The 11,520-nt window shown below is 64.1% G+C and carries 9 protein-coding genes and 1 pseudogene; 8 read left to right on the top strand and 2 right to left on the bottom strand.

Features of this window, described 5'->3' with window-relative positions; genetic code table 11:
• The first annotated feature begins 87 nt into the window (after window positions 1–87).
• Window positions 88–723 (top strand): thiamine biosynthesis protein ThiF, encoded by a 636-nt coding sequence (locus ACFPN9_RS17055; RefSeq protein WP_377817288.1) that lies wholly within the window; start codon window positions 88–90, stop codon window positions 721–723.
• Between the two features lie 142 nt (window positions 724–865).
• On the opposite strand, the gene ACFPN9_RS17050 is transcribed toward ACFPN9_RS17055, so the two are convergent.
• Window positions 866–1,783: a nucleotidyl transferase AbiEii/AbiGii toxin family protein gene (locus ACFPN9_RS17050; RefSeq protein WP_067253434.1), complete on the bottom strand. Its 918-nt coding sequence runs from the start codon at window positions 1,781–1,783 to the stop codon at window positions 866–868.
• Window positions 1,773–2,618 (bottom strand): type IV toxin-antitoxin system AbiEi family antitoxin domain-containing protein, encoded by an 846-nt coding sequence (locus ACFPN9_RS17045; RefSeq protein ID WP_067253432.1) that lies wholly within the window; start codon window positions 2,616–2,618, stop codon window positions 1,773–1,775. The genes ACFPN9_RS17050 and ACFPN9_RS17045 overlap by 11 nt, the downstream gene beginning before the upstream one ends.
• A gap of 338 nt (window positions 2,619–2,956) precedes the next feature.
• Between ACFPN9_RS17045 and ACFPN9_RS17040 the strand changes: the two genes are divergently transcribed.
• The 7 genes and pseudogenes from ACFPN9_RS17040 to ACFPN9_RS17010 all read left to right on the top strand — a co-directional run bounded on the left by ACFPN9_RS17040 (window position 2,957) and on the right by ACFPN9_RS17010 (window position 11,448).
• Window positions 2,957–3,172 carry a hypothetical protein gene (locus tag ACFPN9_RS17040; protein ID WP_377817287.1) on the top strand — a complete coding sequence of 72 codons (216 nt, stop codon included), beginning with the start codon at window positions 2,957–2,959 and terminating at the stop codon, window positions 3,170–3,172.
• A gap of 277 nt (window positions 3,173–3,449) precedes the next feature.
• Window positions 3,450–3,635 (top strand): hypothetical protein, encoded by a 186-nt coding sequence (locus tag ACFPN9_RS17035; RefSeq protein WP_067255136.1) that lies wholly within the window; start codon window positions 3,450–3,452, stop codon window positions 3,633–3,635.
• 195 nt (window positions 3,636–3,830) lie between these two features.
• Window positions 3,831–4,787, top strand: a complete 957-nt coding sequence (locus ACFPN9_RS17030; protein ID WP_067254316.1) for a DUF3991 and toprim domain-containing protein — start codon at window positions 3,831–3,833, stop codon at window positions 4,785–4,787.
• A gap of 141 nt (window positions 4,788–4,928) precedes the next feature.
• The gene (locus ACFPN9_RS17025; protein WP_067254313.1) at window positions 4,929–5,531 is read left to right on the top strand and encodes a DUF1419 domain-containing protein; all 603 of its coding nucleotides are present in this window, start codon (window positions 4,929–4,931) and stop codon (window positions 5,529–5,531) included.
• Between the two features lie 12 nt (window positions 5,532–5,543).
• The gene (locus ACFPN9_RS17020) at window positions 5,544–5,942 is read left to right on the top strand and encodes a DUF3085 domain-containing protein (protein ID WP_067254310.1); all 399 of its coding nucleotides are present in this window, start codon (window positions 5,544–5,546) and stop codon (window positions 5,940–5,942) included.
• Between the two features lie 111 nt (window positions 5,943–6,053).
• Window positions 6,054–11,159: pseudogene (locus ACFPN9_RS17015) on the top strand (Eco57I restriction-modification methylase domain-containing protein).
• Between the two features lie 145 nt (window positions 11,160–11,304).
• Window positions 11,305–11,448 carry a hypothetical protein gene (locus tag ACFPN9_RS17010; RefSeq protein WP_377817289.1) on the top strand — a complete coding sequence of 48 codons (144 nt, stop codon included), beginning with the start codon at window positions 11,305–11,307 and terminating at the stop codon, window positions 11,446–11,448.
• Window positions 11,449–11,520 lie beyond the last annotated feature (72 nt).

The following is an 11,520-nucleotide window of genomic DNA, read 5'->3' as shown; positions in this document are numbered from 1 at the left end:
TTAAGCGCCAAATGTACGGCCGCGGAAAGATCGATCTTCTCCAGGCGCGTCTGATTGGCGCGACATGAGCCCCAAACGTCAGCGAGATTGCGTCAGACCCAAACTTGCACGCCGAAACACAATCTTCGGGTCGAGCGCAGGGTTTGCGATCTGCACTATGTGCTCGCAAACGATCCAGACCTCCTTGAAACAGCAGATTTGATCGTTGCGACGACGGGCAGCTGGGCGGCCGAGAATTCACTCAACCGCTGGCATCTCGCCCAAGGTCGGGGGCAGCCGATTCTGTACGGGTGGACCGAGGCTCATGCCTGCGCTGGGCACGGCGTGGCAATTACAGGCGAGGGCGGCTGTCTGCAATGCCACATCGGGCGGACCGGCGCGCCGGCGTTCAAGGTTGTGGACTGGCCGGATGGCGGCGATGCCAATCAGGAAGAGCCCGCGTGTGGCGCGCACTACCAACCATACGGGCCGGTCGAGCTCAACTACGTGACCGCAATGCTCAGCGAGTTGGCACTCGACTGCCTTCTCACGCCGCCGTTGCAGTCGTTAAGCCGGGTCCTCGTCACATCGGCCAAGCGTATTGTTGATCTCGGTGGTCGCCTGAGCGAGGCGTGGCTGTCTGAATATGTTGAGCATCACAGCGGCGTACGAACGGTCGATCGGCCGTGGTCCAAGCTGCATTGCACCGCCTGTGGCGAGGCTCGAGCGGACGAGGCGGCTTAGCTCAAGGCCCCATGCCCGCTCATGACGTCTTCGATATGGGACGGCGTCCGCAAACGATGCTTGGCTAGCGACGTCGTCGAGACCCCAATACCCCGGAACGCGGGATGTCACTCATGGCCGATCTATCATCCAGATCCGGTGTCTATGACAACATTCCCGCTATCGCTTCGCGTTGCTCGGCGTGCTTTCCGGGGTTCTGCTCCTTCAACTTCGTGAGGTTGAGCAGCTTCCAGCGAACTGCCGGTAAATCTGCCGCTTGCGGCAATCCGATCACTTCGAAGTCCGGTTCAGCATCATGCAGCGAAAGCAGGAACTGCATCGCCCTGTCGTCGAGCCGTGCGAGCAGGTCTTTGGTTAGCCGCGCGCGCGCGTCCTTCAACTCGCTCAGGCTCACAGGCCTGACCGTCATACCCTCGAACTCTTTGGCAAAGGCGTCATCGATCTCGGAAAGCGGTGGCTTGATAAGCTCGTGCGGCGGTCGGCCAGAACTTGCAACATAGATCAAGAAGGTCCGAAACAGCACGTCGGTCAGCCCCTCATTCTCATAGAGAAGCTTCACATCGAACAGATCGCGCGGGTGCTGGCGATCGACCGCCGCATGGAGCTTGCCGCCGAACAAGTCCTCGAAGGCGACGACCTGCAGCTCGGCAAAGCCGAAGGTGTTGGCGACCGCGTCGGTGACCGGCCGCAGTTCTGGAGGATGCACCGTCCCGCGGGCGACTGGCGACGTCTCGATCTTGACCTCGATGTTTCCCTGGCGGACCAGCACGCGTGTGTCATTGTTGCCGCCGCCGGCGATGCGCTGAACCGTCACGCCCCGGAGGTTTCGCAAAAGGTCCTCGCGGATGCGATCAAGCGCCGCGTCGATACCGGCAAGTGTCGCGTCGCGATCCTCGACCGGGAGATAGGTGAGGTCGATGTCGACCGAGAGGCGAGGCATATCGCGATAGAAGAGATTGATGGCGGTGCCGCCCTTGAGCGCGAACACGTCCTGGCGCGCTATGAAGGGCAGTGTCCGGACCAGGAGTTCGACCTGCCGCATATATTGCTCACGCGCCATGGGCAGCCTCCTGCGGCAACAGGTCGGCCGGCACGGTGATCCGATAGGTTGGGTGCAGCCGCCCGTTCGCGGCGAGAGCGCGATCGCCTCGCCCCATGTCGATTCGCGACATGTCTATATGCTTGCGCCAGGCGTGAGCGTGCTTGTCGGCATAGACGAAGAACAGGCGTTTGACCTTCACGCTCTGGCACTGGACGAGCAGCGTCGTCAGCAATTTCGGGCGCAGATTGACCAAGCTCTCGAACGTCTTGTCGAGGGTGTGAAAGCTCTCGTTGTTTGGCAGTTCATCAAGTGCCTCAAGGATCGCTCGCTCCGCCGACGACATCCGTATCGGCCAACGCCAGGGACTGAGGGTGAGCTCCGCATCCGGGCCGTCGGACAGGCTGAATTCGCTATCTTCAACACCGATGGGCTGCTCACCGAACAGTGCATCGTTTCGCCGGACGAACCGTGCATCGGTTTGCAGCTCGACCAGCCATGTCGGTATGTCCGAGCCGTAGAGATAGATCGCAGCGTCGCCGCCCAACTGCAGATAGTGCGAATGACCGTGAAGGCCGAGGGAGCTCGTCCCTCCGACATGGAAGCTATGTCCCATGATCCATTGCGCGGAAAGCAACGGAATTTTCCATCCCGTGGCGGCTTCTTGACCTGCGCCGGTGGCAAATGGGCGGCGATAAAGGCCTTGTCTCACCCGTTCCAGCCAGCTCTGCTTCACATAGGCGGAAACGGATTGTCGCGAGATGGCGTGACGCGTCATCCAGGCCATATCCACCAGAAAACCTGGCGGGATGGCTTGAAGGAGCCGCTTCAGCTTCGATGCGCCTTGTCCATCCATAACTGACAATATGTCATGGATTCAAAGTGATTGCGAGCGCTGCTTTTGGACCTCCTCCTGATGTCAAACTAACGTTGACAAATGGATCTATTTTCAAAGTAAGCCGGAACAGCTATCTTGCTGATTTGAGCGGCTCAGAAGGCGTCTCCCTGCGGGCCGGGCTGTCGGCGAAGCTGAAGCCCCTGCGGGTCTTTACCCATCCGGGCGTCCATCCCTGACGCAGGGTGGAGCGTCGATACGCTACCGGGAGGAGAAGCGAGGTGTATCGCACGCTCAGACTATGGCTGGCGCGGCGGCGCGCTATCCGACGACGATGACAAGCCGATGCCCGTGCTCTCGTGCAGATCGACGAATTTGAAGCCTACTATGCTGCGCAGCGACTGGCAGCCCGCGCGCGGGCCGATGGTCTGTCGGGCGAGTTCCTTCACTGGACCAAGGTTGCCGCAGAGGTCGCGCGAATCTCGCCGCGCGCGAACATGAATCTGGCAAGCGTCCAGGCGATCGTCGACGAGGAACTGCGACGCAAGGGCAAGACAGTAGGCGGCGCTCGCTGAGGCGAACCGCGTGACCGCGACCAACAACACGCGGCGGCTGGGGTTCTCAGCGAATTGCGTCGTTGCCATGAAGCCAGGTCCACCAAGAGCAGCGCAATCCCGCTCTTCTGCGATGGCGTCCTGGTCCGGTTCCGGATCTTCCACGATCAACCCGCAAGGGGTCGGCTACGCGAGCGTGCCGCCGCTACGGCTGACGCCTTCGCGGTGATCGCGACCGGCCCCGGCCCTTCGAGGAGCCATCGAGCGGAATTCCCCCGCTCCCGGATGGAGCCTCACGATGTCGAACGATCTTGTCCTTGCCCAGAGCCACGCCTTCGCACTCGCCCGCACGCTGATGGTCGCGGTGACGGTTTTCCAGATCGATGGCGCCTATGGGGTGCTGCCGAGCGACGAGATCGACGACGCAGACGATCTGCACGTCATTCACGAATTCGATCCCCACGATCGTCGGCCGGCTCATTGAGCCGACCACTGGTGCCGCTGGCGAGCGGCCGCCCGCAAGGGAGGCTGCGCCGCGAACGATTGATCTCATCTTCCGTCGACGGTCGATCCGCGCCCTTGCAGGCGCCGCTCTTCGCGGCGGTTGGGCTTGGACCCGCGAGATCTGCGGGAGGGACGACGCAACAGGAAAGGCCGGACTCAAGCGCCGGGAGAGATGATGAAGCAACGAGAACGCGAGGAACTGAAGGGGCGCGTGCTGTGCGCGGCGGTGCTGGAGAAAGCCGGCTTCGCCATCGATCTGAAAGAGAGCACGCGCCGCGCCGTCAAGCACCGCCGCGGCAGCGACATCATCATCGTGATCCATGAGGGTAGAGGCTGGTTCGATCCCCTGTCGGACGCCAAGGGCGATGTCTTCTCGCTGATCCAGCATCTGGATGGCGTCGCCTTCACTGATGTGCTTGTGCGCGCGGCCGAGCTGGCCGGGTTCCAAGCGGCTGAACCCATCTGGCAGAGCCCGCGAATGCAGAGGCCCATTGTCTCTCTTGCCGAACGCTGGCGCGCCCGGCGAGACCTTCGGCCGGGCTCCGCCACCTGGCGCTACCTGCGTCAAGAACGCCATCTCCCCGAAAGCGTGCTGCGCGCCGGGACCCGGCAGTACCGGCTGCGGGAAGGACCACACGGCAGCTTATGGGCCGCCCATGTCGATGACGGCGGCATTGTCACCGGATGGGAAGAGCGCGGGCCGCAATGGCGCGGGTTTTCGACCGGCGGGATGAAGGTGCTGTTCCGGCTCGGCGCGCCCGACGCACTGAGGTTTTGCATTACCGAGGCGGCGATCGACGCGATGAGTCTCGCGGCGCTTGAGGGGCTGCGGGAAGGCAGCCTCTATCTCAGCACTGGCGGCGGCTGGTCGCCTGCGACAGATGCGGCGGTGCGAACGCTCGCCACGCGTCCCGGCGCCCAACTTGTTGCGGCGACGGACGCCAACAGCCAGGGCGAGGCGTTTGCCGGACGGTTGCGCGAGATCGCCGAGACGGCGGATTGCGACTGCATCCGCCTGACGCCGCTGGCCGATGATTGGAACGAGGCTTTGAAGGAGAAGGCGAGGGAGGAGCAGGAAAGGAGGAATGGGAGGAGAGACCTGCCGCATACCCGCCGGCCGCATCAAGGGTGACGCTTCGCCCGGCTGCGCCGGCCCTTGACCCGGCCGGACGGCGAGGCGGCCGCGGGGGAGGGGTCAGGAAGAGCCGAAGATGATGGCGATGTCGCGAGGATGAGCCGCGCTCCGGTCTGACGAGCCCCAAGAAGCCAGCCCATGACCCCTTCTCCGATCCGCAAAGTGTTCCAGGGCGTCGCCGACCGGCGGCAGATGTTCCGCATGTTCGACCGCCACGCACAGCGGCTCGAGCGCAGCCAGCATGACGCCGGCTCGCTCTACGCCGGCGAATGGTTCGAGATCGGCCAAGCCGAGCACGACTATATGTTCGAGGCCCTGCCGCCAGTCATCTTGGCGGTCGATATGTTCGCGCTGCGCGAATTTCTGACCGGTTCGATCACAAGCGTTTTCTTCACATTGTGGATCGACGGCCGGGCTCGGTACTTCCACGGTTACTGCGATCTCGCCGACATCGATTCCGGCAGGCGCATGCGCGAGGCGATCGTTGAGCGCGAAACCCGGCCGGTGCGGGCGATGACGCGGCAGGAGCGTCTGGAGCACATCTGGTCGAGCACCCATGACGACTATCGCGGCTATGCCGGCGAGCGCTGGCCCGCCCCCGACCGGGGCAAGCGCACGATTACCGTCTATGGCGGCCGGCAGGGAACGACTTTGAGGCTCCTCGACGGCCTGACGGACCAAGAGATCAGCGAAAAGCTCCCCGTGCATCTGCGCTATCTGCCCGACGCGATCGCGGCGTGATGGGCGCCGGCAATGTTCAGCTTTTCCGTCACGGATGTCTGCGCCGTCATTACGCTCGGACGGATCGACGCCGTCCTCAATGGCGGCTTTCGCAATCCCCATTATGGCCTCGCCCCCGGGCAGGACGAACGACCGGGCGTGTGGCTGGTCGGCGATGAGGGCGTCTACATCATGTCCAACGGCAAGCTCGCCGAGGATCAGCGTCCACTCATCGTCTACGCCCAGGAGTGCGATCCCAAGACCAATCCCGACTATTGGCACTACAAGCGTCAGCACTTTGGCGGCGATGGCGGCGTCGAGTTCCTCGACGCAGCCGAGCTGGTGAAGCTGATCAATGCTGCGCGGTCGGCGACGCATCTCACGATCACGATGACCGACAGCGCCCTGTCGCTCGCCCTGGTCCGGCGCTGATCCGCCGGCTGAACCACCCACCCACCACCATCCATCGCCCGCGACCATCCCTCCCGTCGGACCTGATCCGGCGAGAGCGATGGCGCGTGCTCGAACTCAGGAGAATTCGCCATGGCGCAAGATCACCGCCTGAATCTCGATCCCTTCACCATCGACCTCTTCAACAACACCGCGCTCTCTTCGACCTTCAGCCTCGGCGTCACGGCCTTCGCCGCCGGCGGTCCGGCCAATGACGACGATGAGCCTGAGCCCACGCCGCCATCACCGGCGCAACGGATCGCTCCGCCCGCGCCACAGCCCCTGATCCGTCGCGGCGTCAATTTCGTTCTCGGTGGCGACCGTGGCCTGGCCGCGGGCTGGAAGGATCGCGCTCGCGACAGCATCGCGGCGATCCGGCTCGCCGCGCAGATCGAAGCTGAGGAGCGGCCGGCGACGCCGGACGAGCAGCGCAGGCTGATCCGCTTCACCGGCTTTGGCGCATCCGACCTCGCCAATGGCGTCTTCCCGCGGCCAGGCGAGACTGCGTTCCGGAAGGGCTGGGAGACGATCGGCGGCGCGCTGCAGGATGCGGTCAGCGACGCCGACTACGCCTCGCTGGCGCGCTGCACGCAGTACGCCCATTTCACGCCGGAATTCATCGTCCGGGCGATCTGGGCCGGCCTGCAGCGGCTCGGCTGGCGCGGCGGCCGCGTACTCGAACCCGGCATCGGCACCGGGCTGTTCGCAGCGCTCATGCCGGAAGCGTTTCGCGATTGCGCGCATGTCACCGGCGTCGAGCTCGATCCGATCACGGCGCGGATCGCCCGGCTATTGCAGCCCCGCGCTCGCATCCTCACCGCGGACTTCGCGCGCACCGAGCTGCCTGTGAACTTCGATCTCGCCATCGGTAATCCGCCTTTTTCCGATCGCACCGTCCGCTCCGACCGCGCCTATGGTTCGATGGGCTTGCGGCTGCACGACTACTTCATCGCGCGATCGATCGACCTGTTGAAGCCTGGCGGGCTTGCAGCCTTCGTCACCTCGCATGGCACGATGGACAAAGCGGACGCTTCGGCGCGCGAGCACATTGCTAATACCGCCGATCTCATCGCCGCCATCCGGATGCCGCAGGGAAGCTTCCGGGCCGACGCCGGGACGGACGTCGTCGTCGACATCGTGTTTTTTCGTAAGCGCAAGCCCGGTGAGCCGGAAGGCGATCTGGCCTGGCTCGATCTTGAGGAGGTGCGGGCCGCCAACAGCCGACGACCGCGCGATCCGCGTCAATCGCTGGTTCGCGCGGTCGTCGGCTTCGTGCTGGGCACGCACGCCCTCGCATCGGGGCCCTTCGGCGAGACCTATACCTGCATTCCACAGGCCGGCGTCGCGCTCGATGCCGCGCTGAACGCTTCCATCCAGCTCCTCCCGAAGAGCCTCTATGACGGTGAGCCGGAAGCTGTCGAGCTCGACGAAGGAGAAGCATCGGACGCGAATCTCGCATTGCCGCGGGAGGCGCGAGTCCGCGAGGGCAGCTACTTCGTTGATACGCGTCTCGGGCTGATGCAGCTCATCGACGGCCAGCCGGTCGCGGTGAAGGTTCGAAAGGGTCGAAGCGCCGAGGGCGTCCCGGAAAGGCACGTCCGGATCATCCAGAAGCTGATCCCGATCCGAGACGCTGTGCGCGAGGTTCTCACGTGCCAGGAGCAGGACCGGCCTTGGAAGGATGCGCAGGTTCGTATGCGCATCGCCTGGTCGAGTTTTTTGCGGGAATTCGGCCCGATTAATCACACGACGGTCTCGATCTCGGAGGACGAGACGACCGGCGAGGTCCGTGAATCTCACCGCCGTCCGAACCTGCAGCCATTCTTCGACGATCCGGATTGCTGGCTCGTCGCCTCGATTGAGGATTATGACCTCGATACCGACACGGCAAAGCCCGGTCCACTGTTCAGCGAGCGCGTCATCGCGCCGCCTGCGGCGCCGATCATCACCTGCGCCACGGACGCCCTTGCCGTCGTCCTGAACGCGCGCGGCCGTGTCGATATCGAGCACGTCGCCGAGCTGCTGCATCGGGATGTCGCCGACGTCGTCGCCGAACTGGGCGACGCGATCTTCCAGAACCCGGCCGACGGCGCTTGGCTGATGGCGGACGCCTATCTGTCGGGGCCTGTGCGCGACAAGCTGAAGGTTGCCGAAGCCGCGGCAGCGCTCGACCCCGCTTTCGAGCGCAATGTCCGCGCGCTCGTCGAAGTCCAGCCGGCCAATCTCGGTCCCTCCGACATCACTGCGCGTCTCGGCGCACCGTGGATTCCGGCGTCCGATGTCGTCGCCTTCGTCAAGGAGACGATGGGCGCCGAGATCACGATCCGCCACATGCCGGAGTTGGCCTCATGGACGGTGGACGCGCGACATCTCGCCTGGCTTGCGGCGGGTACCTCCGACTGGGGCACTGGTCGCCGCCACGCAGGCGAGCTTTTGACCGACGCGCTGAACAGCCGCATCCCGCAAATCTTCGACACGATCGAACAGGACGGCCGAAAGCGTCGCGTACTCAACGTCGTCGATACCGAAGCCGCCAAGGAGAAACTGCATAAGATCAAGACCGCGTTCCAGACATGGGTCTGGTCCGACCCCGACCGTACCGACCGGCTGGCGCGAGTCTACAATGACCGTTTCAACAACATCGCACCGCGCGCCTTCAACGGTTCGCATCTGAATCTGCCCGGCGCGAGCGGCGCTTTCACCCTCTACCCTCATCAGAAACGCGGCATCTGGCGGATCGTCGCGAGTGGGTCGACCTATCTCGCCCACGCGGTCGGGGCCGGCAAGACAATGACCTTTGCTGCCGCCGTGATGGAGCAGCGCCGGCTTGGCCTGATCGCCAAAGCGATGCTGGTCGTGCCGGGCCATTGCCTGGCCCAAGTCGCCCGCGAGTTTCTGGCGCTCTATCCCAACGCCCGCATCCTCGTCGCCGACGAGAGCAACTTTACCAAGGAGAAGCGCCATCGCTTTTTATCGCGCGCGGCGACCGCGACCTGGGACGCGATCATCATCACCCATTCGGCGTTCCGCTTCATCGATGTGCCGTCCGCCTTCGAGCAGCAGATGATCCAGGACGAGCTCGAACTCTATGAGAGCCTGCTGACGAAGGTCGAGGGCGACGATCGTGTCTCGCGCAAGCGCCTTGAACGCCTGAAGGAGGGCTTGAAGGAACGGCTGGAGGCGCTCTCGACCCGCAAGGACGATCTCCTGACCATTTCGGAACTCGGCATCGATCAGATCATCGTCGACGAGGCGCAGGAGTTCCGAAAGCTGTCCTTCGCCACCAACATGTCGACGCTTAAGGGCGTCGATCCCAACGGCTCGCAGCGCGCCTGGGACCTCTATGTAAAATCCCGCTTCGTCGAGACGAAGAACCCGGGCAGGGCGCTCGTGCTGGCCTCGGGCACGCCGATCACAAACACGCTCGGCGAGATGTTTTCCGTGCAGCGCCTGATGGACCATGCCGCGCTTCGGCAGCGCGGGCTGCACGAGTTCGACGCCTGGGCCTCGACCTTCGGCGACACCACGACCGAGCTCGAGCTGCAGCCATCGGGCAGATACAAGCCGGTCTCGCGCTTCGCCAGCTTCGTCAATGTACCCGAACTGATCGCCATGTTCCGCTCCTTCGCGGATGTCGTGCTCCCCGACGATCTGCGGCGCTATGTGAAGGTGCCGGCGATCTCGACCGGCCGTCGTCAGATCCTGACAGCAAAGCCGACGTCGGCCTTCAGAATCTATCAGCGCCTGCTCAACGAGCGCATCAAGGCGATCGAGATGCGCAACCGACCGGCGGAGCCTGGCGACGACATCCTGCTCTCGGTCATCACCGACGGCCGCCATGCCGCGATCGATCTTCGCCTCGTCGATCCCGACAACGACAACGAGCCGGAGAACAAGCTCAACCTGCTGATCGGGAACGCCCTGCGCATCTGGCGGGAAACCGCTGATGCGGCGTACGTCCGGCCGGACGGAAAGCCGTATGAGGTCGTGGGCGCCGCGCAGATGATCTTCTCCGATCTTGGGACGATCAGCGTCGAGAAAAGCCGTGGATTCTCTGCCTATCACTGGATCCGCGACGAGTTGGTCCGACGCGGCGTGCCGGCCTCCGAAATCGCCTTCATGCAGGACTTCAAGAAGTCGGAAGCCAAGCAGCGGCTGTTCGGCGATGTCCGCGCTGGCAAGGTCCGTTTCCTGATCGGCTCGTCCGAGACGATGGGAACGGGCGTCAACGTGCAGCTCCGGCTGAAGGCGCTACATCATCTCGACGTGCCCTGGCTGCCTTCGCAGATCGAGCAGCGCGAGGGCAGGATCGTGCGGCAGGGCAACCAGCATGACGAGGTCGATATCTTCGCCTACGCTACGCAAGGCTCGCTCGACGCCACCATGTGGCAAAACAACGAGAGAAAGGCCCGCTTCATCGCCGCTGCGCTTTCGGGCGACACCTCGATTCGGCGGTTGGAAGACCTGGGCGAGGGGCAGGCCAACCAGTTCGCCATGGCCAAGGCGATCGCCTCGGGCGATCAGCGCCTGATGCAGAAGGCCGGACTGGAGGCCGAAATCGCACGGCTCGAGCGCCTGCGCGCGGCCCATCAGGACGATCAGTTCGCCATCCGCCGACAGATCCGCGACGCCGAGCGCGATATCGAAGTTGCGACCCGGCGCATCGGCGAGATCGCACGCGACATCGAGCGCCACGTTCCGACCACCGGCGACGCCTTCGCGATGACGGTGATTGGCACGGCCTATATCGAGCGCAAGGACGCAGGGCGCACCCTGCTCAAGGAAATCCTGACGCTCGTGCAAATGCGGCAAGAGGGCGAGGTGACGATCGCCACGATCGGCGGATTTGATCTGGAGTTCCGCGGCGAGCATGGCGGTCGCGATGGCTATCGCTATGACACGGCGCTGCTGCGCACCGGCGCCGATCACGAGATCGACCTGCCGGTCACGGTGACGCCGGCCGGTGCGGTGTCGCGCCTCGAACACGCGCTTGGGGATTTCGAGGGCGAGCGGGAGCGGTATCGTCAGCGTCTCGCCGAGGCGCAGCGCCGGCTGGCGTCATATCGGTCGCGCGAGGGTGGAGAGTTTACCTTCGGTGCCGAGCTGGCTGAGAAGCGCAGGCAGTTCGCGGAGGTGGAGAAGATGTTAGCAAGCGACGCGCTTGAAACGGAGCTCGATTGCCGAGCCGTCGCAGTCTAGGCGGCCCCAGGTCACGGCGGACCGAATGTGCTCTTGGGCGCCAGCAAGTCGTGCCGTGATTTTCCGCACTCCAACTGCAATTCCATTTTCCAGTTGTCACGAAATGGTGACACAATCTGGAGGGGAAATTTGGGGGGAGGCACGCGTGGCGACTGGGTTTCGTGTGACAGGCGGCAATGCCGCTGCGCCATTCTCTCTGACGATCCACCGCGGCGACGGCATGGTCCTGCTCGGCATGGACTGGAAGGCAGGCAAGCCTCCCGTGGTCGTGTCCCTGCTGGTGGTGTAGCTTCGCAGAGCCACCGCGTGCCGGCTTTGGTCGGGCTGGTCAGGCGGCCACGGCTGGCAGGCTGACGATGGG

This window comes from Allobosea massiliensis (assembly GCF_042655245.1).
Lineage (GTDB): Bacteria > Pseudomonadota > Alphaproteobacteria > Rhizobiales > Beijerinckiaceae > Allobosea > Allobosea massiliensis.
Note: the sequence above shows the minus strand (reverse complement) of the source record. Positions and strands in the feature narration are given on the sequence as shown.

Excerpts from the sequence above, each read along its gene's own strand:
- ACFPN9_RS17030 (WP_067254316.1), top strand. The coding sequence starts at position 3,831 with ATGAAGCAACGAGAACGCGAGGAACTGAAGGGGCGCGTGCTGTGCGCG.
- ACFPN9_RS17020 (WP_067254310.1), top strand. The coding sequence starts at position 5,544 with ATGTTCAGCTTTTCCGTCACGGATGTCTGCGCCGTCATTACGCTCGGA.
- ACFPN9_RS17035 (WP_067255136.1), top strand. The coding sequence starts at position 3,450 with ATGTCGAACGATCTTGTCCTTGCCCAGAGCCACGCCTTCGCACTCGCC.
- ACFPN9_RS17025 (WP_067254313.1), top strand. The coding sequence starts at position 4,929 with ATGACCCCTTCTCCGATCCGCAAAGTGTTCCAGGGCGTCGCCGACCGG.
- ACFPN9_RS17045 (WP_067253432.1), bottom strand. The coding sequence starts at position 2,618 with ATGGATGGACAAGGCGCATCGAAGCTGAAGCGGCTCCTTCAAGCCATC.
- ACFPN9_RS17050 (WP_067253434.1), bottom strand. The coding sequence starts at position 1,783 with ATGGCGCGTGAGCAATATATGCGGCAGGTCGAACTCCTGGTCCGGACA.